The 23747-nt window shown below is 68.6% G+C and carries 26 protein-coding genes; 14 read left to right on the top strand and 12 right to left on the bottom strand.

Annotated features, from left to right (window positions below; genetic code table 11):
* Nucleotides 1-46 precede the first annotated feature (46 nt).
* The 3 genes from EIZ44_RS44965 to dapC all read left to right on the top strand — a co-directional run bounded on the left by EIZ44_RS44965 (nucleotide 47) and on the right by dapC (nucleotide 1746).
* A complete protein-coding gene (locus tag EIZ44_RS44965) occupies nucleotides 47-220 on the top strand; it encodes a hypothetical protein (RefSeq protein ID WP_093575832.1) in 174 nt (57 codons plus the stop codon).
* A 120-nt stretch (nucleotides 221-340) separates the two neighbouring features.
* On the top strand, nucleotides 341-661 hold the full coding sequence (gene fdxA / locus EIZ44_RS36885; RefSeq protein ID WP_009072848.1) for a ferredoxin: 321 nt from the start codon (nucleotides 341-343) through the stop codon (nucleotides 659-661).
* Nucleotides 658-1746 (top strand): succinyldiaminopimelate transaminase, encoded by a 1089-nt coding sequence (gene dapC, locus EIZ44_RS36880; protein WP_037815957.1) that lies wholly within the window; start codon nucleotides 658-660, stop codon nucleotides 1744-1746. Before fdxA ends, dapC begins: the two co-directional genes overlap by 4 nt.
* A gap of 10 nt (nucleotides 1747-1756) precedes the next feature.
* On the opposite strand, the gene EIZ44_RS36875 is transcribed toward dapC, so the two are convergent.
* Together EIZ44_RS36875 and EIZ44_RS36870 are read right to left on the bottom strand one after the other, a co-directional pair.
* Nucleotides 1757-2113, bottom strand: a complete 357-nt coding sequence (locus EIZ44_RS36875; RefSeq protein ID WP_037815955.1) for a DoxX family protein — start codon at nucleotides 2111-2113, stop codon at nucleotides 1757-1759.
* Nucleotides 2114-2173: 60 nt separating this feature from the next.
* A complete protein-coding gene (locus EIZ44_RS36870) occupies nucleotides 2174-2794 on the bottom strand; it encodes a TetR/AcrR family transcriptional regulator (protein WP_037815954.1) in 621 nt (206 codons plus the stop codon).
* A gap of 87 nt (nucleotides 2795-2881) precedes the next feature.
* Here EIZ44_RS36870 and EIZ44_RS36865 point away from each other — a divergent pair, with 87 nt between their 5' ends.
* The gene (locus EIZ44_RS36865; protein ID WP_134733768.1) at nucleotides 2882-4279 is read left to right on the top strand and encodes an FAD-dependent monooxygenase; all 1398 of its coding nucleotides are present in this window, start codon (nucleotides 2882-2884) and stop codon (nucleotides 4277-4279) included.
* Here EIZ44_RS36865 and EIZ44_RS36860 read toward each other — a convergent pair.
* The 3 genes from EIZ44_RS36860 to EIZ44_RS36850 all read right to left on the bottom strand — a co-directional run bounded on the left by EIZ44_RS36860 (nucleotide 4272) and on the right by EIZ44_RS36850 (nucleotide 6782).
* Nucleotides 4272-5231: a CHAD domain-containing protein gene (locus EIZ44_RS36860; protein WP_134668827.1), complete on the bottom strand. Its 960-nt coding sequence runs from the start codon at nucleotides 5229-5231 to the stop codon at nucleotides 4272-4274. The two genes, EIZ44_RS36865 and EIZ44_RS36860, sit on opposite strands and share 8 nt — an antisense overlap.
* A gap of 100 nt (nucleotides 5232-5331) precedes the next feature.
* Nucleotides 5332-6312, bottom strand: a complete 981-nt coding sequence (gene dapD / locus EIZ44_RS36855; protein ID WP_037816400.1) for a 2,3,4,5-tetrahydropyridine-2,6-dicarboxylate N-succinyltransferase — start codon at nucleotides 6310-6312, stop codon at nucleotides 5332-5334.
* A gap of 29 nt (nucleotides 6313-6341) precedes the next feature.
* Nucleotides 6342-6782, bottom strand: coding sequence for a hypothetical protein (locus EIZ44_RS36850; protein WP_037816399.1), 441 nt, complete (start codon nucleotides 6780-6782; stop codon nucleotides 6342-6344).
* A gap of 42 nt (nucleotides 6783-6824) precedes the next feature.
* Between EIZ44_RS36850 and dapE the strand changes: the two genes are divergently transcribed.
* Nucleotides 6825-7898, top strand: coding sequence for a succinyl-diaminopimelate desuccinylase (gene dapE, locus EIZ44_RS36845; RefSeq protein WP_134733765.1), 1074 nt, complete (start codon nucleotides 6825-6827; stop codon nucleotides 7896-7898).
* 594 nt (nucleotides 7899-8492) lie between these two features.
* On the opposite strand, the gene EIZ44_RS36840 is transcribed toward dapE, so the two are convergent.
* Nucleotides 8493-9548, bottom strand: a complete 1056-nt coding sequence (locus tag EIZ44_RS36840; protein WP_037815951.1) for a chitinase — start codon at nucleotides 9546-9548, stop codon at nucleotides 8493-8495.
* 195 nt (nucleotides 9549-9743) lie between these two features.
* The gene (locus tag EIZ44_RS36835) at nucleotides 9744-11834 is read right to left on the bottom strand and encodes a M4 family metallopeptidase (protein WP_134733763.1); all 2091 of its coding nucleotides are present in this window, start codon (nucleotides 11832-11834) and stop codon (nucleotides 9744-9746) included.
* 359 nt (nucleotides 11835-12193) lie between these two features.
* On the opposite strand from EIZ44_RS36835, the gene EIZ44_RS36830 reads away from it, so the two are divergent.
* Nucleotides 12194-12979 (top strand): LOG family protein, encoded by a 786-nt coding sequence (locus EIZ44_RS36830; protein ID WP_043831975.1) that lies wholly within the window; start codon nucleotides 12194-12196, stop codon nucleotides 12977-12979.
* Nucleotides 12979-13521, top strand: a complete 543-nt coding sequence (locus tag EIZ44_RS36825) for an LOG family protein (protein ID WP_200864309.1) — start codon at nucleotides 12979-12981, stop codon at nucleotides 13519-13521. The genes EIZ44_RS36830 and EIZ44_RS36825 overlap by 1 nt, the downstream gene beginning before the upstream one ends.
* Before the next feature lie 5 nt (nucleotides 13522-13526).
* Here the strand turns inward: EIZ44_RS36825 and EIZ44_RS36820 are convergent, their stop codons facing one another.
* Nucleotides 13527-14201 carry a lysophospholipid acyltransferase family protein gene (locus EIZ44_RS36820; RefSeq protein WP_134668882.1) on the bottom strand — a complete coding sequence of 225 codons (675 nt, stop codon included), beginning with the start codon at nucleotides 14199-14201 and terminating at the stop codon, nucleotides 13527-13529.
* Between the two features lie 54 nt (nucleotides 14202-14255).
* Here EIZ44_RS36820 and EIZ44_RS36815 point away from each other — a divergent pair, with 54 nt between their 5' ends.
* Together EIZ44_RS36815 and EIZ44_RS36810 are read left to right on the top strand one after the other, a co-directional pair.
* Nucleotides 14256-15161 (top strand): glucosyl-3-phosphoglycerate synthase, encoded by a 906-nt coding sequence (locus EIZ44_RS36815; RefSeq protein ID WP_134733761.1) that lies wholly within the window; start codon nucleotides 14256-14258, stop codon nucleotides 15159-15161.
* A 93-nt stretch (nucleotides 15162-15254) separates the two neighbouring features.
* The gene (locus EIZ44_RS36810) at nucleotides 15255-15839 is read left to right on the top strand and encodes a hypothetical protein (RefSeq protein ID WP_134733759.1); all 585 of its coding nucleotides are present in this window, start codon (nucleotides 15255-15257) and stop codon (nucleotides 15837-15839) included.
* Here EIZ44_RS36810 and cydC read toward each other — a convergent pair.
* The 4 genes from cydC to EIZ44_RS36790 are packed head-to-tail and all read right to left on the bottom strand — an operon-like array spanning nucleotide 15823 to nucleotide 20976.
* Nucleotides 15823-17331: a thiol reductant ABC exporter subunit CydC gene (gene cydC, locus EIZ44_RS36805; protein ID WP_134733758.1), complete on the bottom strand. Its 1509-nt coding sequence runs from the start codon at nucleotides 17329-17331 to the stop codon at nucleotides 15823-15825. The two genes, EIZ44_RS36810 and cydC, sit on opposite strands and share 17 nt — an antisense overlap.
* Nucleotides 17328-18818 (bottom strand): thiol reductant ABC exporter subunit CydD, encoded by a 1491-nt coding sequence (gene cydD / locus EIZ44_RS36800; protein ID WP_134733756.1) that lies wholly within the window; start codon nucleotides 18816-18818, stop codon nucleotides 17328-17330. The genes cydC and cydD overlap by 4 nt, the downstream gene beginning before the upstream one ends.
* Nucleotides 18819-18831: 13 nt before the next feature.
* Nucleotides 18832-19809 carry a cytochrome d ubiquinol oxidase subunit II gene (gene cydB / locus EIZ44_RS36795; RefSeq protein WP_134733753.1) on the bottom strand — a complete coding sequence of 326 codons (978 nt, stop codon included), beginning with the start codon at nucleotides 19807-19809 and terminating at the stop codon, nucleotides 18832-18834.
* A 3-nt stretch (nucleotides 19810-19812) separates the two neighbouring features.
* Nucleotides 19813-20976 (bottom strand): cytochrome ubiquinol oxidase subunit I, encoded by a 1164-nt coding sequence (locus tag EIZ44_RS36790; RefSeq protein WP_134668842.1) that lies wholly within the window; start codon nucleotides 20974-20976, stop codon nucleotides 19813-19815.
* 141 nt (nucleotides 20977-21117) lie between these two features.
* Between EIZ44_RS36790 and EIZ44_RS36785 the strand changes: the two genes are divergently transcribed.
* From EIZ44_RS36785 to EIZ44_RS36765, 5 genes are read left to right on the top strand one after another with little or no spacing between them, the layout of a single operon-like run.
* Nucleotides 21118-21435, top strand: coding sequence for a helix-turn-helix transcriptional regulator (locus EIZ44_RS36785; RefSeq protein ID WP_037815937.1), 318 nt, complete (start codon nucleotides 21118-21120; stop codon nucleotides 21433-21435).
* Nucleotides 21432-22130 carry a permease prefix domain 1-containing protein gene (locus tag EIZ44_RS36780; protein WP_134733751.1) on the top strand — a complete coding sequence of 233 codons (699 nt, stop codon included), beginning with the start codon at nucleotides 21432-21434 and terminating at the stop codon, nucleotides 22128-22130. The genes EIZ44_RS36785 and EIZ44_RS36780 overlap by 4 nt, the downstream gene beginning before the upstream one ends.
* Entirely contained in the window at nucleotides 22127-22456 is a 330-nt protein-coding gene (locus tag EIZ44_RS36775; RefSeq protein ID WP_037815935.1) for a DivIVA domain-containing protein, read from the top strand. Before EIZ44_RS36780 ends, EIZ44_RS36775 begins: the two co-directional genes overlap by 4 nt.
* The gene (locus tag EIZ44_RS36770) at nucleotides 22449-22904 is read left to right on the top strand and encodes an SRPBCC family protein (protein ID WP_037815932.1); all 456 of its coding nucleotides are present in this window, start codon (nucleotides 22449-22451) and stop codon (nucleotides 22902-22904) included. Before EIZ44_RS36775 ends, EIZ44_RS36770 begins: the two co-directional genes overlap by 8 nt.
* A complete protein-coding gene (locus tag EIZ44_RS36765; RefSeq protein ID WP_134668847.1) occupies nucleotides 22901-23464 on the top strand; it encodes a DNA-3-methyladenine glycosylase I in 564 nt (187 codons plus the stop codon). Before EIZ44_RS36770 ends, EIZ44_RS36765 begins: the two co-directional genes overlap by 4 nt.
* Nucleotides 23465-23747 lie beyond the last annotated feature (283 nt).

The following is a 23747-nucleotide window of genomic DNA, read 5'->3' as shown; positions in this document are numbered from 1 at the left end:
GTTAGATTGTGACGGAGAGAGCTGTCCCGTTCCGCAGGAGAACCCCATGAGTTACGCGCGCAAGGACGACCGGCACAACGATGAGCTTGTCGACGAGATCGCCGACGGGTTCAAGCGGACTCTCGAGGAGAAACGCGAGGACGGCAAGCCCGCCGGACCCGCCTTCACCATTACCGGCGATGCCCGGAACGCGCCGAAACCGCGCCGCCGGGACCGCTGAGCGGCTCGGATCCGCCCCGTTTCCAGGGGTGGGATAAGGGTCGCCTAACCACCACCGGGGGCCAGGGAAGCGCGTAATGTCCGCACCGACCGGCCCAGCAGGAGAAGCCAGGAGTACGCAGTGACCTACGTGATCGCCGAGCCCTGCGTCGACGTGCTCGACAAGGCGTGTATCGACGAGTGCCCCGTGGACTGCATCTACGAGGGCGAGCGGATGTTGTACATCCACCCGGACGAGTGCGTCGACTGCGGCGCCTGCGAGCCGGTCTGCCCGGTCGAGGCCATTTACTACGAGGACGACGTCCCGGACAACTGGTCCGACTACACCAAGGCGAACGTCGACTTCTTCAACGAGCTGGGCTCGCCCGGCGGCGCCTCCAAGGTCGGCAAGACCGCGCACGACCCGGGGTTCATCAAGGCTCTGCCCCCGCAGGGCGAATGACCCGGCTGCCCGACTTCCCCTGGGATTCGCTCGCCGAGGTCAAGGCCCGCGCGCAGGCGCATCCCGGGGGCATCGTCGACCTGTCCGTCGGCACGCCCGTCGACCCGGTGCCGGACTCGATCCGCGCCGCGCTCGCGTCGGTGTCGGAGATCCCCGGCTATCCGGCGACGCACGGCACGCCTGAGCTGCGGGAAACGGCCGTCGCGGCGCTGGAGCGGCGGTACGGGATCACCGGCGTCGAACCGGACGCGGTGCTGCCGACGATCGGTTCGAAAGAGGCCGTGGCCTGGCTGCCGCGGCTGCTCGGCTTCGGGCCGGGCGACCTGGTGGTCATCCCGGAGCTGGCGTATCCGACGTACGAGGTCGGTGCGCTGCTCGCGGGTGCCGAGGTGGTGCGCGCGGACGGGCTGACCCAGCTCGGCCCGCGCCGCCCGGCGATGATCTGGCTGAACTCGCCGTCGAACCCGACCGGCCGCGTGCTCGGCGTCGACCACCTGCGCAAGGTGGTCGAATGGGCGCGCGAACGCGGCACCGTCGTGGTGTCCGACGAGTGTTACCTCTCGCTCGGCTGGGAGGCGGAACCGCTGTCGGTGCTGCATCCGTCCGTCCACGGTGGACAGACGGACGGCCTGCTCGCGGTGCACTCGCTGTCGAAGTCGGCGAACCTCGCGAGCTATCGCGCCGGATTCGTGACGGGTGACCCGAAGCTGGTGAAGACCCTGCTGGAGGTGCGCAAGCACGCCGGCATGATCGTGCCGCGCCCGGTGCAGCAGGCGATGGTGGCCGCGCTTTCCGACGACGAAGCCCTTGCCGGGCAACGCGAACGCTATCGCGCCCGGCGGGTCGTGCTGCGGAAGGCGTTGCAGGACAACGGCTTCGAGATCACTTATTCCGAGGCCGGGCTGTATCTCTGGGCCACGCGCGGGGAATCCGCGCAGGCCACGGTGGAATGGCTCGCCGAGCGCGGCATCCTGGTCGCGCCGGGCACCTTCTACGGGCCCGCGGGCAAGGAACACGTGCGGGTCGCGCTGACGTCAACGGACGAGCGCATCGAGGCGGCCGCGGAACGGCTGGCGCAGGGTTGAGAGCACGGGGTCAGGCGACTGACCCCGTGAAATACCCGGTCGCCGCGACCGCCAGCGCGAGGAAGACCGCCGGGAACGCGATGTTGTGGAACACCTTCGCGCGGATGTGCGCTCCGACCGCGCCGACGAAGAACAGCGTCAGCCCGATCGCCGCGGCCAATCCCAGGCGAGGCCAGCCGAGCAGGCCGGCCACCAGCCCGGCGACGCCCGCGCCTTCCAGGATCGCCAGGTAGGGGATCCATCGCGGGCCGACGCCGACCTCGGTCGAGTTCTGCACCACGAACCGCGCTCGGACGGCTTTGGCCACGACCTCGAAGGCGTTGATCGCGACGCAGACGAAGGTGGCGACGAGAAGTCCGGTTTCCATGGCTGCTCCTTTCCGGTCCCACTTCCCTGACGGGGCGGGGGCCGGAAAGGTGACCGGCCGTCAGTAGTCGCGGCCGGTGAAACCGCGGTAGACGAACCGGGTGAGCGCCTCGATCGCTTCCTCGTCGGAGGGCTGGTTCCACCCTGCTGGCGGCGGCGTGACCAGCCACATCTGCGCGAAGTTGTCGATCAGCTGGTACATCATCGCGATGGTGAGCTGGGTGTTCGCCGGGAGCCGCAAGCCGGCCGCGGTGACGTGCTCGAGGTGGCTCTCGACGTCCGAGGCCTGGGTGGCGCCGAAGTTCGCGTACGCGGCGGCGAAGTCCTCGTTCACCATCGCCGCCTGGCGCAGCGCGAGCATCGTGGGCGCGTTGGCGCGGTAGAAGTCCCAGTACTGCCGCACGTGCCAGCGGACCGCGGCGGGATCGCTGAAATCGGACAGATGGTCCTCGGCCATGGCCTGCTGGTCGCTGTCCTCGGCCAGGTCGGCCAGCAGCGCGATCAGCAGTTCTTCCTTGCCCGCGAAGTGGTTGTAGAACGACCCCGCGGCGCGGCCGGCTTCCCGGGTGATGTCGGTGATCTTCGTGTTCAGGTAGCCCTTGGCCGCGAACACGCGCTTGGCCGCGTCCTTGAGCGCCGTTTCCGTTTCGGCGGCTTTGTCCCGGCGGCTCGTCGCTGTCATCCGGCACCTCCCTTGACGCGAACGCTATCAGCGGGCATGCTGAATCTAAATTCAGTGAATCATAATTCAGTCAGACGGGAGAAGGACATGACGGTGCTGGTGGCGGGGGCGGGCCCGACCGGGCTCACGCTGGCGATCGAGCTGGCGCGGCGCGGGGTCGGCGTGCGGGTGGTGGACAAGGCGGAGCAGTACTTCGTCGGCTCGCGCGGCGACGGGCTGCAGCCGCGCACGATGGAGGTCTTCGAGGATCTGGGCGTGCTGGACGCGGTGCTCGCCGCGGGTGCGCCGCCGCACGAGATGCGCGTGTACCTCGACGGGGAGTTCACGATGGTGCGACGGATGGCCGAGCCGGTCGAGCCGACGCCCGCGGTGCCGTATCCGACCGCCTGGTTCCTCGGCCAGTCGCAGACCGAGGGGATCCTCCGGGACCGGCTGGCCGAGTTCGGCGTGCGGGTGGAGCTGAACACCGCGTTGACCGGCTTCACACAGGACGAGGAGGGCGTCACCGCGGAGCTGTCGACGGGGGAGACGGTGCGCGTGGACTACCTGGTTGGCGCGGACGGCGGGAAGAGCTTCGTGCGCAAGACGCTGGGGATCGCGTTCGAGGGGACCACTGACGAGTCGATCCGGATGCTGCTGGGCGACGTCTCCGCGGAGGGGCTCGACCACGGCTCGGCGTACTGGTTCGCGAAGGCGGACGAGCCGATGTCCGGCGTCGCGTTCACGCCGCTCCCGGGGACGCCGTACTTCCAGTTCGCCTCCCCGCTCGGCGACGGCGACGCGGGCACCTCGCTGAGCGAGTTGCAGGAGCACCTGGACGCGGTGTCCGGCGGCGGGATCCGGCTGCTCGAGCTGGCGTGGTCAACCGTGTGGCGGCCGAACATCCGGCTGGCGGCGGCATTCCGGCAGGGCCGGGTGTTCCTCGCCGGGGACGCCGCGCACGTACACCCGCCGACCGGCGGGCAGGGCTTGAACACCGGGGTGCAGGACGCGTACAACCTGGCCTGGAAGCTCGCCGACGGATCGCCCGCGCTGCTGGACAGCTACGAGGCGGAACGACGCGCGGTCGCGGCGCGGGTTCTGGGGGTGAGCACTGCGTTGCTGGAGAAGTACAAGGAGGGTGCCGAGGACGCGCACGAACGCGGGCCGGAGACGCAGCAACTCGACCTGACCTACCGGGGCGGCCCGCTGTCGCCGGTTGGAGTGGGAGCGTTGCGGCCGGGAGACCGGGCGCCGGACGCGCCGCTCGTGGACGCGAACGGCAAGAGCGTGCGGCTGTTCGAGCTGTTCCAGGGTCCACATGCGACAGAACTGGTCTTCGGCGACGGACCGCTCGGGACGGAGCATCCCGCGTACCGGATCCTGCCGCAGGGTGCGACGGGGGAATTCGTGGACGCGGGCGGGCATGCGTACGCGGCGTACGAGGGGGCACCGGGGAAGCGGGTGCTGGTGCGGCCGGATGGGTACGTGTGGTCGGTTAGCTGACTGCGTGTTCGGCTGCTTCGATGCGGTGCCAGATGTCGAGCCAGGTGGCGCGGGCGTGGGCGCGTTTGGCGAGTTCGTGTTCGACGATTCGTCCGGCGACGAAGCCGATTTCGGCGTCTGCGTTGGGCAGTACTCCGCGCACCTTCTCCGCGGCGAACACCGCGTCCTGGTGATCGCCCAGCACCGTCTGGAATTTGCGCGTCGCCTTGATCAGTTCGGACAGTTTCGCGGCCTGCTTCTTCTTCGCCGCCGATCGGGCCAATTCGGCGGTATAGCGGAGTTTCTTGCCGTGGATGCGCAGTGCGTGCAGGTCGTCGTCCGGGGGATTCGGGGGCAGGGCGGCGACTGCGCGGGCGAGTTTCCGGTACGGCTTTCGTACGTCCGCGGCCAAACTGGGCTTCTCGGCGGGGGTTTCGTCGATCTCGTGCTCGGCGGTGCGGGACAGCTGGGCGATGCCCTGCAGCAGGGTCGCGTACCGGGGGCTCGACAGCGCCCGGTTCAAGCGGCGGCGGGCGGTGGTGCGTTCGGAGACGAAGCGGGACACCAGCCGTCGTCCGGCGGGTTGGTCTCGGACGTCGAAGTCGGCGATCACCTCGCGCAGGTGGCCGATCAGGACGTCGTAGTCGCGGACCTCGCCGAGGACCTGGCCCAGCCAGCCGAGGCCGGCGCGTACCGGTTCCGCGGTGGGGCCGACCAGTGCGCTCGAGGACTTCAGCACGCTTCGCATCCGCCGTTGCGCGACGCGCATCTGGTGCAGTTCTTCCGGATCGGCCCCAGTCCGGGTGCCCGGTTCGCGGGACAGCAGTTCGCGCAGTTCGTGGTCGAGTTTGGCGCGGACGTGCGCGGCGGCCGGTGCCTCGGGGCCCGCCTTCGCCGGTTCGGCGGGGAGCCCGAGAGCGGCCGGCGTCGTCGGTTCCGGAGTACGGCGGCGGCTGGTCGCTTCGGAAGTCACCTGGTTAATGGTAGGTGAGCGACGATCAGATCGAATCCGCCGAAAACGTCGAAAGGGTGCGCTTCCGCTGCGGGAAGCGCACCCTCGTCGAAGAGCTGGATCAGTTGGCGTGCAGTGCTTCGTTCAGCTGGATGCCGACGCCGCCGCGCGGCACGACCTCGACCGCGCCGGTCGCGGAGTTGCGGCGGAACACCGCGCCCGAGATGCCGGACAGCTCGCGTGCCTTGACCGTCTTGCCGTCGACCTCGACCTTGGTGCCCGCGGTGATGTACAGCCCGGCCTCGATCACCGAGTCGTCGCCGAGGGAGATGCCCGCGCCGCCGTTCGCGCCGATCAGGCAGCGTTCGCCGATCGAGATCACCTCGGTGCCGCCGCCGGACAGCGTGCCCATGATGGACGCGCCGCCGCCGACGTCGCTGCCGTCGCCGACCACCACGCCCGCCGAGATGCGGCCCTCGACCATCGATGCGCCGAGCGTGCCCGCGTTGTAGTTCACGAAGCCCTCGTGCATCACGGTGGTGCCGGACGCCAGGTGCGCGCCGAGCCGCACGCGGTCCGCGTCGGCGATGCGGACGCCGGTCGGGAGCACGTAGTCGACCATCCGCGGGAACTTGTCCACGCCGTACACGGAGACCGCGCCGCGCGACCGCAGCCGCAGCCGGGTCTGCTCGAAGCCCTCGACCGGGCATGGGCCGTGGCTCGTCCACACGACGTTGGCCAGCAGGCCGAAGATGCCGTCGAGGCTCTGCACGCGCGGCTGGACCAGCCGGTGCGACAGCAGGTGCAGGCGCAGGTAGACGTCGTGGGCGTCGGCGGGCGCGGTGGCAAGGCTGCCGATCGTGACGCGCACCGCGACGACCTCGACACCGCGGTCGGTGTCCGGGCCGAGCAGCGCGGCCGCGGACTCGCCGAGCAGCTCGGTGGTCTGCTCCGCGGTCAGCCGCTCGGTGCCGCTCGTGCCTGCGTCGACCAGCTTGGGGTGCGGGTACCAGGTGTCCAGCACGGTCCCGTCGGACGTGACGGTGGCCAGCCCGACGCCGACGGCGCCGGTCGTTTCGGGGTCAGGGGTCTGCTCGCTCACGCCGGTCACGGTAGCCGAAGCGGGCCGGATCAACCTGTGGTGGCCAGCTGGTTCACCTTTTGCTTGACCTCGGTCAGCGCGGTCGAGATGGACACGAGCGCCTGCGTGCACGCCCCGCCGGGGGTCGGCACGGTGGTGCAGCCCGCCTGGCGGAACGCGCCGACCGCCTGGTCGAGCGCGGTCGCGTCGCGGTCGAGCGGCTGGTTGACCGTCTTGCCCGCTTTAGCCAGCTTGTGCACCGAACCGGCGGTGTTGCCGACCTCGGTGACGTATTTCTCACAGCCCTTGGGCAGTTGGGTCTGCGGACCGGTGAAGCAAGCGTCGGCCGACAGCGCCTCGAGCTTGGTCGGCAGGGCGTCCGGACCCGGATCGCCGGCTCCCGGACGGGCCTTGGGCCCGGCCTCGTTGCTGCAGCCGGTGAGGACGAGGGCGAGGACGCCGAGAGCGACCAGGGAGCTTCGCGTGCGCACGTCCTCACGGTAGCCCCCGCGCCTGCTGGGTACGGTGCCGGTATGACCTCCCTTGACCTGCGCGCCGACCCGGCCGACCTCACCGCTGCCCTTGTGGATGTGTTCAGCGTCTCCGGGGAGGAGGGCAAGCTCGCGGACCTGGTGCAGGCGGCGCTGGCCGAGCAGGCTCCGCATTTGGAGGTCGTGCGCAATGGGGACGCGGTGCTGGCACGGACTCGGTTGGGGCGGCCTTCGCGGGTGATTCTCGCGGGGCATTTGGACACTGTCCCGGAGAATTCCAACTTGCCTTCTCGGCTTACTGGGGTCGGGGACGATTCCGTGTTGCATGGGCTGGGGTCGGTGGACATGAAGGGCGGGGATGCGGTCTTCTTGCATCTCGCCGCTACATTGCCGGAGCCTCGGCATGATGTGACGTTTGTGTTTTACGACAATGAAGAGGTCGAGGCTGTTCGGAACGGGCTCGGGCGGATCGAGCGGGAGTTGCCTGAGTGGCTTGCCGGGGACCTCGCGATTGTCGGGGAGCCGTCCAATGGGGTGATTGAGGCTGGCTGCCAGGGGACGTTGCGGGTTGAGGTGCGGACTTCCGGGGCTCGGGCGCACACTGCTCGGGCTTGGATGGGGTCGAATGCGATTCACGCGTTGGCGGAGCCGTTGCAGCGGTTGGCTTCTTATTCGCCTCGGGTGGTGGAGATTGACGGGCTGACTTATCGGGAAGGGCTGCAGGCTACTGCTATTTCCGGCGGGGTGGCTGGGAATGTGGTGCCGGATGCTGCCGTTCTGACGGTTAATCATCGGTTCGCGCCTGATCGGGGGGCGGAGGAGGCCGAGGCGCATGTGCGAGGGGTTTTTGATGGGTTTGATGTGACGTTGGTGGATATGTCGCCTGGGGCGTTGCCTGGGTTGTCTGCGCCTGCTGCTGCTGAACTGGTGGCTGCGGCTGGCGGGTCGGCTGCGGCCAAGTTGGGGTGGACGGATGTGGCTCGGTTCGCTGCGTTGGGGATGCCTGCGGTGAATTTCGGGCCTGGGGATCCTACGTTGGCGCATACGCAGCAGGAGTGGGTTCGGGTTGGGGAGATTCGGGGGGTTGCTGAGGTGTTGAGGCGGTTTTTGAGTTGATTCTGTCTCGGCTCGGGCCTCGTCGCCTGGCGGCGACATTGGCCCGTGCGTGCGTGGGGCACCCCGAAGCTTGATTGTGCTGACGGTCTGGGGGTGCTTGTCAAGGCGGGAAAGATGCCTTGACAAGCACCCCCAGACCGCAGGGAGGCTTCGTATCGGGGTGCGGGGGAGGGGCTGGGTGCCTCGCTCGTTGGGTGCACTGGCTGCGGGTGGGGTTGAGTGTCTCGACGGTTGGGTGCGTCGGCTGCCGGTTTTCGGGCGGGGCTTGCGCCCCAATGTGGCATTGGGTGCGTTGGATGCACCCAATGTGGCGTTCGTTGCGTCCCATGCACCCAATGCCGCATTGGGGCGGCATCCCGGCGGCTGCGGGCCGGGCGGGGCGGTCCGTGAAGGGCTCCTTGAGGGAATCTGGGTCCGTGAAGGGGCCCCTCACGTCCGGAGCATGGTCGTGAGGGGAACCCTGCGGGAATCAGCGTCTGTGAGGGTTCCCCTCACGGCAGAAAGGGCCGCCGGGGAGAACCGGCGGCCCGTTGGTTTGTGGGCTGAGGCCGGGGCGGCGCAATGCGCAAGCACCCCGGCCCACAGCAGCTTTTTTTACCGGCCTTGCAGCGATTTCACGTTGTCGCCGAAGGTCCAGCCTTTTGAGCCGTCCCAGTTGATTGACCAGTCCATCAATCCCTTGAGTCCGGGGACGCTCTGGTACGCCTGCGAGACCAGGCCCGGATCCATGTAGCCGCCGCCTGCGCCTGGTTGGGCTGGGAGGCCTGGGACCTGTTTGTCCAGTGGGACGCGGATTGTGGTGCCTTGTACGGTGAGGCCCTTGTCCAGGCATTGCGTCTGCACGGTGAATCCCTGCACGGTCCCGGCTTCGTAGCTGTCGCCGGAGCAGCCGTACATGGAGCCGTTGTAGTACTGCATGTTCAGCCACCACAGTTGGCCGTTGTCGGCGTACTTCTTGATGATGGGGAGGTATGCGCCCCAGATCGAGCCGTAGGTTACCGAGCCGCCCGTTACGTATGCTGTTTCCGGGGCCATGGTCAGGCCGAAGCCAGCGGGCATTTGGGACAGTACGCCGTCGATAATGCGTTCCAGATTTGCTTGCGAGGCGGACAGCGAATTGATGTCGCCGCTGCTCGACAAGCCGGTCTCGATGTCGATGTCGATGCCGTCGAAATTGTACTTCTTCAGGATCGGCACGATGGTGCTGACGAACTTGTCGGCGACCGAGCTGGACGACAGGTCAATGCCCGCTGCCGCGCCGCCGATGGACATCAGGATGGTGGCTCCGGCGTCCTTGGCCGCGCACATCTCGGCGGGCGTGGAGACCTTCACCGTCGAGTCCATGCCGTCTTCCCACTGCACGGTGCCGTCGGAAAGGATCACCGGGAAGGCGGCGTTGATGACGTTGTACCCGTGTGCGGCCATGCTGGGGTCGTTGATCGGCACCCAGCCCATGCCGGGGTGGACGCCGTTCGAGGCTCCGTCCCAGTTTTCCCAATAGCCTTGCAGCACCGAACCGGAGGGTCTCGGTTTTACCGCGCAGGTGTCCGACTGCGGAGCGGCCGCTGAGGCGGGGGCGATTCCCGCGAGCGGCAGTGCGAGCAGGGCCGCCACGGCGGTCCCGAACCAGCGCGATTTCCGTCCGTTCATCACGGCTCCCGTCCCCGGTAACGGTGGTGTCGCAACGGTAAGCGGCGCACCGGGGGATTCCTACCCCCGAACGTATGGTCTAGACAAATTCCAGCAAGGGTGGTCTGGACAAGTGGCTGAACACAGACCAGCCGGGCACGAGGCGCCGTGCCCGGCTGGTCTAAAAGGCCGAGAAACTAGAGTGCGGTTACTGCGTCAGCAGGCCCCGTTGTCGGTCCAGACGGCCCAGGAACCGGGTGCGCCCGGCTCAGCGCCGACGGAGTACCACGTCGAGGTCCACTTGTGGTTGTTGTACGAGACCACGTCGCCCGGACCGTAGAACGTGTTCGAGTCCCACGCCGCGATGCCGCCGCAGCCCGGCGGGGTGCCGCTGCCCACGGTGAGGGTGAAGTCCGAGGTGTGCGTGGCGTTCGCACCGGTCGCGGTGATCGTGACCTTGCTGGTGCCCTTCGGCGTGCTGGCCGTCGTGGCGATGGTGACGGTCGCGGTGGCGCCGGACTGGATGGTCGCCGGGTCGAAGGTCGCGGTCGCGCCCGAGGGCAGGCCGCTCGCGGTCAGCTTGACCGACTGCGCGTTGCCGTTGGTGATCTTGGTGGTCACCGTGGACTTGGCCGACTCACCGGGCTGGACAGTCGCGGTCGCCGGGGACAGCGCGACCGAGAAGTCGTTGCCCGCCGGCGGGTTGCCGGTGCAGGTGGCCTCGCCCGAAACCGCGCCGACCGAAACCGCGTCCCACGCCGCCTTGGTGGCGTTGAACTCGGTGCAGCTGCCCGGGAACAGGTCGACCGCGGCCTGAAGGGTGGCCTTGCGGGCCGCCTTGTGGTTCCAGGACGAGGTCTTGTGCAGCAGGCCGTTGTAGAAGATCTTGCCCGCCTTCTGGATGCCGACGCCGGTGACGCTGCTGTTGTTGCAGGTCGGGCTCGACGGCTGGCCGTCCGAGGGAGAGCTGCCCTCGGCGAGCAGGTAGAACCAGTGGTTCTGCGGGCCCGCGGCGGCGTGCACCTCGGTGTTCGGGATCGACGACGAGTAGCAGTTCGGGTCGCCGATCTGGCCCGGGTTGTACATGTAGCGGATCGGGCCCTGTCCGACCAGGTTGACGCCCTCGCCGACGGTGAAGTCCGGTTTGTCGACCGGGTTGTTCGCGTAGAACTCGGTCAGCGCGCCGAAAATGTCGCCGGTGGACTCGTTGAGCCCGCCGTTCTCGTTGCCCGAACCCGCGCCGCCCGGCGTGTTCTGGAAGATGCCGTGCCCGAACTCGTGGCCGACCACGTCCATCGACGTCGCCTGGCGCTGGTTGTCCTGCGAGTGGCCGAAGTGCGTGGACGAACCGTCCCAGTACGCGTTGACGTCGTTCAGCCCGACCGAGGCGGGGAACCCGCGGCCGTTGCCGTCGATGCCGCTGCGGCCCAGCCAGTCCTTCAGCATGTTCCACTCGGTCTGCACGCTGTAAAGCGTGTCGACGCAACCGGTTTCGAGGTCGGTGCCCTGCCCGTTGCCCCAGTTGTTGCTGGACTTCGTGAACACCGAGCCGTTTTCGCGGCCGCAGCTGATGCCCGACCGGTTCGGGTCGCGCATCGAGTACGAGCTGCCCGACCCGGTGGTGTCGATGCTGACCTGGCCGACGTAGTAGCTGTTGCCGTTGCCCGCCGCGGCGGGGGCCGCGGCGTTCGCGCCGGACTTCGCCGGGCTTTCGGCCTTCACGTCGTCGCGCTGGTCGAGGACCTTGCCGGTGGCGGCGTCTACGAAGACGTGCAGGTTGCTCGGCGCCTTCGCGGTGCGGCCCTTGACGACGACCTCGTAGGCGAGTTTCGGCTGTGCGCCGCCGAGAACGACCAGATCAGGCTTGCTCACCGTGCTCACGGTCGGCAACTGGGCGCGGGCGACCGAGGCCGCGCGCGCCGCGTCGACAGTGGGCTTGGTGCCCACGGTGATGGCCGCGCCCTCGGCGGAGTCGGTGCCGCGCACGCGGCCCGTTCCGTCGGCGACGATCACCGCATCCCCGCCGACGACCCGGAGGCCGTCGTAGGTGCGCTCGTAGGAGTTGTAATACAGCCCGGCGTCGCCCAGGGTGGTGCTGACGCGGTGCAGGCTTTCGGCCGAGCTCTTGCGGAGCCCGACCGCGCCTGCGGCGGCGGCCCGGTCGGCGGCCGCGATCGCGGTGGCCTGCGGGTCTGCGGTGGGGTGGGCGGGGGCCGCGGATGCCGGGGTCACCGGCAGCGCGAGCAGGGAAAGGGCGAGACCGGCGACACTTGCGATGCCGGTGGCGAGCCCTCTTCTGGACGTCATCGACAGTCCTTTCGGGGTACACGATGGGGAAAAGCGCAACGCGTTGAGCTGGGCTGATCAGGCCGCGGACACCGTGAGTAAAAAAGCGCTCACGGGGGCGGTCAATGCGCTGAACGGACCAGCGGGACCTCGGGGGTGATCGGGACTATTCCCCGCAAGTAGCCCCGTAGCAGGGAAAACGCCGGTTTGGGACGGGCCGGACGACTTTCGTAGGTAGTTCCTGACAACCGGCCGTTGGTAGGAGGACCGGAACCCGCTGGTGGTCCGCTTTCCCGCGTTCAGCCGCGGGCAACCGAGCCGTCACGCTCCGGTGCCGCCTCGGGCGCCCGCCGCGGCCGATCGGCCCGTAGGCTTGGCTGGTGAGCGAACAGTCTGAATTTCCCGACGGCCAGTACCCCGAACGTCCGGTGGAGCGGCACAAGGGCCCGGTGGTGCTCCGGCGCGATCGGCGCGACCAGGGCAGCACCACCGATCAGCGGCTGCTCGACTCGCGGGGGCCGAGCGACTGGGTGCACACCGACCCGTGGCGGGTGCTGCGGATCCAGGCCGAGTTCGTCGAGGGATTCGGCGCGCTGGCCGAGGTTCCGCGCGCGGTGACCGTGTTCGGTTCGGCGCGCACCAAACGCGACCACCCGGAGTACGAACTGGGCCGCAAGATCGGGGCCGCGCTCGCCGACGCCGGGTTCGCGGTGATGACCGGCGGCGGTCCCGGCGCGATGGAAGCGGTGAACCGCGGCGCGAACGAGGCGGGCGGGTTCTCCGTCGGGCTCGGCATCGAGCTGCCGTTCGAGCAGGGCCTGAACCCGTGGGTCGACCTCGGCGTGAACTTCCGTTACTTCTTCGCGCGCAAGACCATGTTCGTCAAGTACTCGCAGGCGTTCATCTGCCTTCCCGGCGGATTCGGGACGCTCGACGAACTGTTCGAGGCGCTCACGCTGGTCCAGACCAAGAAGGTCACGAAGTTCCCGGTGGTGCTGTTCGGCACCGAATACTGGGGCGGGCTGTACGACTGGATCGCGAAATCCGTGCTCGACGGCGGGAAAATCGGCGAGAAGGACCTCGATCTGCTGCACTTGACCGACGACATCGACGACGCGGTGCGCGTCGTGCAGGAGTCTTATCAGGCTTGGGAGGACACGCACTGATGCGGATCTGTGTGTTCTGCGGTTCGGCGCAGGGTTTTTCGCCGGAGTATGCCGAAGCGGCGGCCGGCGTCGGGAAACTGTTGGCGCAGCGGGGAATCGGCCTCGTCTACGGCGGCGCGAGCGTCGGCACCATGGGCGTGGTGGCGAACGCCGCGCTCGCCGCGGGCGGCGAAGTGATCGGCGTGATCCCGGAAGTGCTGTCGAACGTGGAAATCGCGCACGGCGGTCTCACCGAATTGCACGTGGTCGCCGACATGCACCAGCGCAAAGCGAAAATGGCCGCGCTGTCGGACGCGTTCGTCGCGCTGCCCGGCGGGGTCGGCACCCTCGAGGAATTGTTCGAGGTGTGGACGTGGGCGCAGCTCGGCATTCACCGCAAGCCGATCGGGCTGCTCGACGTGGCCGGGTATTACTCGCCGCTGGTGGCGTTCGCCGATCAGATGCTGGAGAAGGGATTCCTGCGGCCGGAAACGCGGGAGCTGATCAGCGTCGCGTCCGACGCGGACAAGCTGGTCGACATCATGAGCCGCTCGGTCGGATAAGGCGCCTACGACGCTTTTTCGTCCGGTCGCTTGTGATAGGTGTCGACGTATTCCTGCCCGGACAGTTCCAGGATCGCGTACATGATCTCGTCGGTGACCGAGCGGCGGATCGCCGAGGACGAGTCCTGGCCCTCGTAGCGCGCGAAGTCCAGCGGTTCGCCGAAGCGGACCTTGATCTTGGCGAGCCGCGGGATTTTCGCGCCGTTCGGCTGGATGCCCTCGGTGCCGAACAACGCGACCGGGACCACCTTCGCCCCGGTGGACAGCGCGAGCGCGGCGACGCCGGTGTGCCCGCGGTGCAGCCGTCCGTCGAGCGAGCGGGTGCCCTCGGGGTAGATCGCGAAGACGCCGCCGTCGGTGAGCACCTTCCGGCCCGCTTCGAGCGCGGCGAGCCCGGCCTGTGCGTTGCCGCGTTCGACCGGGACGTACCCGAGCGCGTCGAGCGATTTCGCGATGAACCGGCCCTTGACGCCCTTGCCCGTGAAGTACTCGGCCTTGCCGAGGAACCGGACCTGCCGCGGGGTGGTGAACGTGATCACACCCGTGTCCAGCGCCGCCCGGTGGTTGGAGGCGAGCAGCACCGGACCGTCCTCGGGGATGTTCTCGACCCCCTCGACCTGGGGCCGGTAAAGCGCGCGGACCAGCGGTCCGAGCACGAAACGGACGAGCAGCGACAGCAAGGGTTCTCCCTCCGGAGGATCGGGCACCGGCTCCAGCATGGCACGATCGCCTCCATGAGCTGGTTTCACCGTCGCACCTGGCAGGAGCCCGGGTGGAGCGCCGCGGACATCCTCGCCGCCAAACGCGGCCGGACCGTGTCGGTCGTGCTGCCGGCGCTGAACGAGGAGGAAACGGTCGCCGCGGTGGTCGCCTCGGTGCGCCCGCTGCTCGGCGGAGTGGTCGACGAGCTGGTGGTCGTCGACTCCGGCTCCACCGACGCGACCGTCGAGGTCGCCGCGGCCGCCGGGGCTCGCGTGGTGCGCCGCGAGGACGTCGTGCCGGAGCTGCCGCCGCGTCCGGGCAAGGGCGAGGTGCTGTGGCGCTCACTTGCCGCGACGACCGGCGACGTCGTGGTCTTCCTCGACTCCGACCTGGTCGACCCGGACCCGGCGTTCGTGCCGTCGCTGCTCGGCCCGCTGCTCACCGAGGACGGCGTGCACCTGGTCAAGGGCTTCTACCGCCGCCCGCTGCGGCTGGAGAGCACCGGCGGCGGCCGGGTCACCGAGCTGCTGGCGCGCCCGGTGCTGTCCGCGCTGCGCCCGGCCCTCGGCGAGCTGGTGCAGCCGCTGGGCGGCGAGTACGCGGGCACGCGCGAGTTCCTGGAGTCGGTGCCGTTCGCCGGGGGATACGGCGTCGAGATCGGCCTGCTGCTCGACGCCGAGGAGCGCTACGGCCTCGACGGGTTGGCGCAGGTCAACCTCGGCGTGCGCAAACACCGCAACCGGTCGCTGCTGCAACTCGGCGTGATGGCCCGGCAGATCCTCGGCACCGCGCTGGCCCGCTGCGGGATGCCGGGCGCGGAGGCGGCGCGGTTCACGCAGTTCGTGCAGGTGTCCGAGGAATGGGTGCCCGACGTGACGGAGGTGCCGGTGGCGGATCGGCCGCCGATGCGCGAGGTGCTGGCCGCCCGGCGGGAATGACCCTCTGTCTACAGTGGACAGAACGCGGCTTCATCGAGATGTCATCGCCGCGCGCTATGTTCCGGAGCCGATCCGATTCGAGCAGCGGGGGCGATGGACGTGGCCAAAGACCGACTGGATCCTTCGAGCGCGCGCCGGCTGGAACTGCGCGATCTGGTTTTTCGGCAGCCGGACCGGAACACCGTGCGGGTCTACGCGGACGACGGCAGCAGGGACGGGTTCCTGGTCGGCTGGGCCGAACTGGCTCCGCATCCTTTTCACCGGCGGCCCGCGTGGCAGACGGTTTACCGGAGCGTGCCCGGCGACGACTCCAGTTACTGGCGCGGCGGAATTGCCCGCCAGGCCGGGTACACGGCGTTGGATTACGGGGGAAGCGACGAGATCCGGCTGGCGATCGACGAGATCCTCTCGCTCGCCCGGTGGGGCGACGTCCTGGCCGCCCGCGCCGGCCGGACCGGGACTTACACCGCCACGATGCACCCGGTGCAGGCCGAGTGGCTGGCCGGTCTCGCCGAGCCGAAGGGGATCACTCATCTCGGCGGCGGCCGAGTCCGGCTCACCGCTGTCGTCGTCGCGCTGTTCCGCGGATCGCCGGAATCGCAGCCGTACGTTGACGCCAACGACCTGTTCCACCTCGATCCGATGGACCCGCCGATCCAGCTCATCCGGGAACAGTGAGCGCTGGCCGACCGTCTTCGACCATGAGGATCTGGTCGAACCCGGCGACGTGCTCTGGTCGGTGCGTCACCAGCACGACGGTTCCCTTCGCCTGAGCGAGAACCCTCGCCAGGACCTCGTCGCCGTGCGCCGGGTCGAGGCCTTCCACCGGTTCGTCGAGGACCAGGACCGGCGGTGCGGCGAGTACCGCGCGGGCGAGGATCAGCCGTTGCCGTTGACCGCCGGAGAGGGCGTCGCCGTCTTGGCCGGTGTCCCGGTCCAGCGGGAGGTCGAATCCGGCGGTTTCGCAGGCGGCGCGCAGGTCGTCGTCGGTGGCCTCCGGGTTGGCGAGCAGCAGGTTTTCGCGGACGCTCGTGGCGAAGACATGTGCGTCGGAGAGGGCACCGGAGATCACCGCGGGGTGGGGTCCGGTCACGGGGCGGCCGTCGACGGTGATCGAACCGGACGTGGGGGAGACGAAGCCGAGCAGGACGTGCAGCAGGGTCGTTTTTCCGGCGCCTGAGGGGCCGAGGATGCCTAGCCGGGTGCCGGGCGGCAGGTCGAGGTCGATGCCTTCGAGCGCGGCGCAGCGGCCGGGATGCTGCACACCGACTTTGGTCAGCCGGAAATGCCCTGGTCCGGGAATCGGTTCCGGGGTTGGGTCCGGCGCGGCGAGGACGGCACGGACCCGGCTCAGCGAGGCGCGGATTTCGGGAATTCGCTCGGCGGCGGGGAGCAGCGGAAGGACCAGTTCGAACAGGGCCATCGTGGTCAGGGTGAGGGCGGCGGTGACCGGGATGCTCGCGGGGCTGAGCAGCGCGACCGCGGCGGTGGTCGCGAACTGCACGGCCACTCCGGCGGCAGTGGTCAGGGCAAGGCGGCGGCCGGTGCGGCGGGATTCTGCGGCCAGCTTGTCGATGACCGTGGTGGCACGGGTTTTTTCTCGTTGTTCCCAGCCGTAGGCGATGAGTTCGTGGCGGCCGAGGACGAGTTCCACGGTGCGTTCGGCGAGTTCCTGCCGTGGCTCGGGGGCTTTGCTTCGGGGGATTAACAGAAGTCCGGTTGCGAGCAGTCCGATGAGGACAACCCCGGCGAGCGGAAGGCTTACCAGCCCGGCGAAGATCACTACCGCGAGACCGACAGTGCCTGCGACCACGGCCGGTAGCGCTAGCCGGAGGATGGCGTCTTGCACGGCGTCCACATCGGACACCAGGCGGGTGACCAGGTCCGCGCCGGAGTGTTCGGCGACGCGACGGGGGAGCAGGGCCTGGTACACCCGGGTCCGGAGGGAGCCGAGGTAGCGGAGGACAACGTCGTGTCCGGCAAGGCGTTCGGCGTAACGGAGTCCGCCGCGCGCCAAGGCGAAGACGCGCACGGCGACGATCGCGAGGGTGAGCGCGGCGAGCGGAGGCTGCTCGGCGGCACGCATGAGCAGCCAGGCCGCGGTGCCGGTCAGGCCGAGTCCGGCGAGTTCCGCACCGACGGCGAGGAGGGTCGCGCGGACGAGTTTCATACCGTCACCCCATGCTTGAGTTCGACCGTCCGCGACGCGAGTGCCGCCAGCGCGGGTCGGTGCGCGACCAGGACCGCGGTGCGGCCGGGCAGCAGTTCCTTGGCACCGGCCAGCACGGTCGCTTCCGTGCGGGCGTCGAGGCGGGCGGTGGGTTCGTCCAGCAGGACGAGTCCGGCTTTGGTGCGGGACAAGGCTCGGGCCAGCCCGACGCGTTGGCGTTGCCCGGCGGACAGTCCGGCGCCCAGTTCGCCGATCTGCGTCGCGTAGCCGTCGGGGAGGTCGGTGACGATGTCGTCAACGCGGCGTCCGCCGGTGTTTTCCTTGAGGGTGCCGCGAAAGAGCGTCGGACGTTGCGGTAGCCACGCAGTGTCGCGCAGCCAGGACGAGTGGTCGAGGGTGCGCAGGTCGACGCCGTCGACGAGCACTCGCCCGGCGGTCGGCTCGACGAAACCCAGCAGAACGGCGAGCAGGGTGGATTTGCCGGAACCGCTCGGTCCGACCAAGGCGAGGTGTTCGCCGGGTTGAATCGTTAGGTCTACTTCGGACAGTGCGCAAGTTTCGCCGTAATGCACGGATATGTGGTCGAATACCACTTCCGGCGGACCGAGGCGACGTGTCCGCGTACCGGACCGGCGGATTGTCGTTGGTGCGCTGAGGATTTCTTTCCATGCGGTGAGTCCTTCCGCGGCGGCGTGGAACTTCGCTCCGGCGGCGCGCAGCGGCAGGTACGCCTCCGGGGCGAGGACCAGGACAAGCATCGCGGTGTGCGCGGTCATCGAGCCGGACAGCAGGCGGAACCCGATGGGTACTGCGACAAGCGCGATCGACAGGGTGGCGACGAGTTCCAGCACCAGCGCGGACAGGAAGGCGACTTTCAACGTCCGGATGGTGGCGTCGGCGTGCGCGTCGGCCATTTCGCGCACGATCCGGGTCTGGGCTTGCGCGCGGCCGAACAGTTTGAGCGTCGGCAAGCCTCGGACGACGTCGAGGAAGTGTCCGCCCAGTCGCGTTAGGAGTGTCCACTGTGTACGAGCTCTTGTGTGCGCACCAATCAACGCGCCGAAGAGCGGGATCAACGGGACGGTGGCGGTGACGATCAAGGCGGAGGTCAGGTCGGCAGTGAAAAGCCTTGCCAGTACTGCGATCGGGACCACGACCGACAGCACCATCGCTGGTAAGTAGCCCGTGAGGTAGGTGGCGGTGGCATCGACGCCTTTGGTGATGCGGGTGGCGGTCACGCCGGGGTCGCCGGTCGCGTCTAGCAACCGACGACGCAGGCCTGCTTGTGCCGATGCCGCGAAGTGGCTGGTGAGCAGGCCCTGCGCGACGACGAGCAGAAGCCTCGCCCCGACGGCGACGCACAGGGCAACCGAAACGCCGCCGCCAGTGAGCAGGGTCGCGAGCCCGTCCGCCTGGACGAGGACGGTGACAGCGGTGCCGACGCCCAGCACGGCGAGCGCTGTCAGGTAACCGCGAAGACCAGGCATGGTGAGACTCCTTTTAATAGTGCAGCAACGACTTCTCGTCGACCGGACGTCGGTGCGCCCGCCAGGTCAGCCACTGCACGACGACCAGCACGAGGAGCGTGGGCGCGGCGAACCAGCCGAGCACCGCGGCCATGTCCGGCGTGGTGGCGGCTTGGTCGACGGTCAGCTGGTAGCCCGCGTTAGAGGACAGGACGACCGGGAACCGCAGCACGCCGACCAGCAGCGCGGGGCACGCGCTCAGCAGCATGATGGCGGGGAGCGCCAACCGTGGTCGCCGGAGTCCGAAAAGGACTGTCAGGTAGGCGGCGAAGGCGACCGCTACTACCGCCAGTGCGGCCCAAGAACCACCGGAGAAAGCTCCCCAAACCGTCGCTGTCACCAGGAAAACGCCCACCGGAAGCAGGAACGACCGAGTCAGCCGACGAACCCGTCCGGCAATTTCCGCCGGGCCACGTACTGCGAGGAAAACCAAGCCCTGCAAGCAGAACAGGGCGACAAACCCGAGTCCCCACAAGACCGCGTACGGGTTGAACAACGCCAGAACGTCGTCGACCGGGCGGCCCTGCGCGTCGAGCGGAAGCCCGCGCACGAGGTTGCCGAGGAACAATCCCCACGAGACCGCGGTGACCAGCGCACCCGCGGTAATGGCGAACGTCCACCCGCGCCGGTTGCCCTCCGGATGCCGGCTCCGCAATTGCACTGCCGCGGTGAACGTGACCAAGCCCAGCAGCAACAGCACAATCAGCACGTAAGCCCCGGCGAACACCCGCCCTTCCAGATGCGGGAACGCGCCGAACAGCACGCCGACCGCCGCGACCAGCCACACCTCGTTCGCCAGGAAGAACGGGCCGACCGCGCCGAGCACGCGCCGCTGTCCAGCCTCGTCGCGGGAGAGCGCGGGCAGGAGCATCCCGACGCCGTAGTCGTAGCCTGCCAGCGCGAAGTAGCCGCCCAGCAGCAAACCGAGCACACCCCACCAGATCGTCACCACGGGTCACACTCCACTCAGGACAGGAAGTTCGGTTTCCGCCGCGGCGACGGCCGGACCGCGTTTGGCGATCCGGGCGAGCAGCACCCAGTCGGCGACGGCCAGCACGGCGAACAACAGCGTGAAAGCGATGAAGGAGAACAGGATCTGCCCGCCGCTGACGTCGGCGACGGCGTCCGCGGTGCGCAGCTTGCCCCACACCAGCCAAGGCTGACGGCCGATCTCGCGGACCAGCCAGCCCAGGATCGCCGCGATGAACGGCACGGCGATCCCCGGCACCATCAGGATGAGCACCGGCCGTGCCCGGAGCAGCCGGTCGCGGAACAACAGCAGCGTGCCGACTAACGCCGCGAAGAACGCGAAGAAGCCGATATTGATCATCATTCCGAGCGGCAGCCCGACGGCGACCGAACCCTTGAACTTGTCCGGCTGATACCCGGCGACCTCGGCGAACTGCGCGAACCCGGCCTGGACCACCAGCACGCTGCCGATCAGCGACGTCACCACCCCGATCCGCAGCGACCGGCGGAAGAAGTCGATCTCGCTGGTGCGTTTGAGGAAGTGGTACGCGCTGACGCCGGTCACGAAGAAGCCGCCGGTCAGCAACGCGGCCCCGATAACGTGCGGCAGCGACGCGACGAGCGCCGGGTTGGCGAACAACGCGCCGAAGTCGTCCAGCCGCAGCACGCCGTTCTCCATCCGCGAACCGACCGGGTTCTGCAGGAACGAGTTGGCGACCATGATGAAGAGCGCGGAGGCGTACGCGGTGAGCGTGACCAGCCATAACACCGCCAGGTGCAGCCACTTGTTCATGCGGCCGCGGCCGAAGATCCACACGCCGAGGAACGTCGATTCCAGGAAGAACGCCACCAGCGTCTCGATCGCGAGCGGCGCGCCGAAAACGTCCCCGGCGAACGCGGACAGCTCGGTCCAGGTCATCCCGAACTGGAATTCCATCACGATTCCGGTGACGATTCCGAGTGCGTAGTTGACCACGTACAGGCGGCCCCAGAACGCGGTCATCCGGTGCAGCTGCTCGCCGCCGCGCAGCGTCGCGCGGGTCTGCATGATCGCCACCATGGTCACTAAACCCAGGGTGAGCAGCACAAACAGGAAGTGGAACGTGGTCGTGGTCGCGAACTGGAGTCGCGCTATCGGCAGTGGGTCCATGCCGACGGAGCCTATACGTAGCGCCGCTACATGTAGCGGCAAAACCCATGAGATCGGGGGTGATCTCAGGGTTTTTCCCGGACGGTTCGGGGAGGCGCGGAGATTAGCCTGCCAGGGTCAAGATGAGTAGACTGCCGACCTATGAAAGCGGACACGTTGCGCGGACACCTCGACGCGTTGCTGCTCGCCGTACTCGACGGCCGCAAGCTGCACGGATACGCGATCATCGAGGCTTTGGCGCTGCGCAGCGACGGAGCGCTCGACCTGCCCACCGGCACGGTGTACCCGGCGTTGCGCCGGCTCGAGCGCGCCGGCTGGCTTGCCAGCGAGTGGGACGTGGTGTCCGGCCGCAAGCGGCGCACCTACCGGCTCACTCGCGCCGGGCAGCAGGCGCTGGCCGCGGAACGGGTGCAGTGGCGGGAGTTCACCACGGTGATCGGTGGAGTGCTGGAACCATGACCACGACAAGCCAGACCGCGGCAAGCCCCATCGAGGCCTACCTGGCCGAACTGGACCGCGCGCTGATCGGCCGCCGCGGCACGAAAGCGGACCTGCTCGCCGAAGCCCGCGACGGTCTGCGCGACGCGGCCGAGGCGCACCGCGAGGGCGGCTGGAGCGAGGTCGAGGCGCAACGCCGCGCGGTGGCGGATTTCGGTCAGGTCCGCGAGATCGCCGGTGACTACCAAGCGGAACTGAGCATGCACAACGGCGTACGGACGCTGTGGCTGCTCGTGCTCGGCGTGCCCGCGATGCAGACGTCGTGGGAGGTGGCGCGCATCTTCACCTACGGCTCCTGGTCGCGGCTGACCACGCCGAACCCCGGCTGGTATCCGTACGTCACGCAGTTCACCCACGCCGCGATCTACGCCGTGCCGGTGCTCGGCCTGCTCGCGCTGCTGGGCACGCGGTTCCTCAGCCGCCGGTTCGACGGCGTCCGCACGGCCCGGGTCAGCCGGACGCTCGGCGCGATCGCGGTGGGCCTCAACCTGTTCTCCGTGCTGCTCCTGATCGGAGCGACCGGGGTGGTCGACGCGGCGCGGCTGTTCCTGAGCGGTCCGTGCGGCGTGCTGATGGTCGCCTGGGTGGTCCTGTCGTTCCGACTTGTCGTGCTAGCGCGACGTTCCTGGCGGCGGTGTGCCACGATCGTCGCGTGACGACCGCGCTGATCTACCTCGTAGTCATGCTGCTGGTGGCCGCCGTGGTGTTCCTCCTGGCCGCTGTGGTGTTCGGCCGGGGCGAGGAACTGGCGCCGCTGCCGCCGGGCAGCTCGCCCACTCGTCTGCCCGCCGAGGACATCACCGGCGAGGACGTCCGCCAGGTACGCTTCCAGCTGGTGTTCCGCGGGTACAAGATGTCCGAAGTGGACTGGGTGCTGCGCAGGACCGGCGTGGAACTGGACGAACTGCGCGAACGGGTCGCCCGGCTCGAGGCCGCGCAACAGCCCCGCGAAGCAGCGCACCGGAGGCCGACGGGTGAGTGACCTGGTGCTGTCGGTAGACGTCGCGGCACCGGCTGGCACGACCTGGCTCGCACTCACCGACTGGGCCCGCCAAGGCGAGTGGATGCTCGGCACGCAGGTACGGGTCGTCGAGGGCAACGGCCGCAGCGTCGGCTCGAAACTCGCGGCCTTCACCGGCTTCGGAGGCATCGGTTTCACCGACACGATGGAGATCACGACCTGGGAACCGCCCCTGCGCTGCACGGTGCGCCACCTGGGCAGCCTGGTGCAGGGAACGGGCGTGTTCCAGGTGCTGTCGAAGGGCGCCGGCCACTGCACCTTCGTGTGGGCCGAACACCTCAAACTGCCCTTCGGCCTGCTAGGCCGCGCAGGCTGGCCCCTGGCGCGCCCCGCGTTCGCCCTCGGCGTACGCCATTCACTGCGGCAGTTCGCGAGGTTCGCGGAAAATTATTCAATGGGGGAACAATGACGGAACTACTGGGCGAAGACGGCATCGCCCGCTGCAGCTGGGGCAACTCAGCCCCCGATTACGCGACGTACCACGACGAGGAATGGGGCGTCCCGCTCCACGGCGAGGCCGAGCTGTACGAACGCCTGTGCCTGGAATCGTTTCAGTCCGGACTGTCCTGGATCACCATCCTCCGCAAACGCGAGAACTTCCGGAAAGCTTTCCGAGGCTTCGCACCGGAGAAGGTCGCCCGCTTCAGCGAAAAGGACGTCAACCGCCTCATGCAAGACGCGGGAATCGTCCGCAACCGCGCGAAGATCGAGGCAGCCGTGAAGAACGCCCGCGCTGTCGCAGACCTGGACATCCCACTGGACAAGCTGCTGTGGTCCTTCGCCCCCGCGAAACACCGCCGCCCCCGCACCATGGCCGACGTCCCGGCGATCACCGACGAGTCGAAGGCAATGGCGAAGGACCTGAAGAAGCGCGGCTTCGCCTTCCTGGGCCCGACCACCTGCTACGCGCTGATGCAAGCCACCGGCATGGTCGACGACCACGTAAAAGGCTGCTTCCGCGCAACGTGAAGTACGTGAGGGGAACCCTCACGTACACAGATTCCCCCAGGGTGGCCCTCACGACCGGCCGCTCGTTCGGTGAGGGGCCCCTTCACGGACGTAGATTCCCTCAAGGAGCCCTTCACGGACCACCCGGCCGCTGCCCGCCCCGCCCGCCACCCGGGATGCGCCCCCAATGCGGCATTGGGTGCGTCAGATGCACCCAATGTGGCGTTCGGTGCATCCAACGCACCCAATGCCACATTGGGGCGCTAACTGTGATGTCCAGGGAGGTTGGTCAGCCGGGTGACGG

Origin of the sequence: Amycolatopsis nivea, from assembly GCF_004522235.1 — a bacterium.
Classification (GTDB): domain Bacteria; phylum Actinomycetota; class Actinomycetes; order Mycobacteriales; family Pseudonocardiaceae; genus Amycolatopsis; species Amycolatopsis nivea.
This window is presented reverse-complemented; position numbering and strand designations above follow the sequence as displayed.

Bases quoted from the DNA above. Each gene is read 5' to 3' on its own strand.
- EIZ44_RS44965 (WP_093575832.1), top strand. From the start codon at position 47: ATGAGTTACGCGCGCAAGGACGACCGGCACAACGATGAGCTTGTCGAC.
- dapC (WP_037815957.1), top strand. From the start codon at position 658: ATGACCCGGCTGCCCGACTTCCCCTGGGATTCGCTCGCCGAGGTCAAG.
- EIZ44_RS36875 (WP_037815955.1), bottom strand. From the start codon at position 2,113: ATGGAAACCGGACTTCTCGTCGCCACCTTCGTCTGCGTCGCGATCAAC.
- EIZ44_RS36870 (WP_037815954.1), bottom strand. From the start codon at position 2,794: ATGACAGCGACGAGCCGCCGGGACAAAGCCGCCGAAACGGAAACGGCG.
- EIZ44_RS36865 (WP_134733768.1), top strand. From the start codon at position 2,882: ATGACGGTGCTGGTGGCGGGGGCGGGCCCGACCGGGCTCACGCTGGCG.
- dapE (WP_134733765.1), top strand. From the start codon at position 6,825: ATGACCTCCCTTGACCTGCGCGCCGACCCGGCCGACCTCACCGCTGCC.
- EIZ44_RS36840 (WP_037815951.1), bottom strand. From the start codon at position 9,548: ATGAACGGACGGAAATCGCGCTGGTTCGGGACCGCCGTGGCGGCCCTG.
- EIZ44_RS36835 (WP_134733763.1), bottom strand. From the start codon at position 11,834: ATGACGTCCAGAAGAGGGCTCGCCACCGGCATCGCAAGTGTCGCCGGT.
- EIZ44_RS36825 (WP_200864309.1), top strand. From the start codon at position 12,979: ATGCGGATCTGTGTGTTCTGCGGTTCGGCGCAGGGTTTTTCGCCGGAG.
- EIZ44_RS36815 (WP_134733761.1), top strand. From the start codon at position 14,256: ATGAGCTGGTTTCACCGTCGCACCTGGCAGGAGCCCGGGTGGAGCGCC.
- EIZ44_RS36810 (WP_134733759.1), top strand. From the start codon at position 15,255: ATGGACGTGGCCAAAGACCGACTGGATCCTTCGAGCGCGCGCCGGCTG.
- cydC (WP_134733758.1), bottom strand. From the start codon at position 17,331: ATGAAACTCGTCCGCGCGACCCTCCTCGCCGTCGGTGCGGAACTCGCC.
- cydD (WP_134733756.1), bottom strand. From the start codon at position 18,818: ATGCCTGGTCTTCGCGGTTACCTGACAGCGCTCGCCGTGCTGGGCGTC.
- EIZ44_RS36790 (WP_134668842.1), bottom strand. From the start codon at position 20,976: ATGGACCCACTGCCGATAGCGCGACTCCAGTTCGCGACCACGACCACG.
- EIZ44_RS36785 (WP_037815937.1), top strand. From the start codon at position 21,118: ATGAAAGCGGACACGTTGCGCGGACACCTCGACGCGTTGCTGCTCGCC.
- EIZ44_RS36780 (WP_134733751.1), top strand. From the start codon at position 21,432: ATGACCACGACAAGCCAGACCGCGGCAAGCCCCATCGAGGCCTACCTG.
- EIZ44_RS36765 (WP_134668847.1), top strand. From the start codon at position 22,901: ATGACGGAACTACTGGGCGAAGACGGCATCGCCCGCTGCAGCTGGGGC.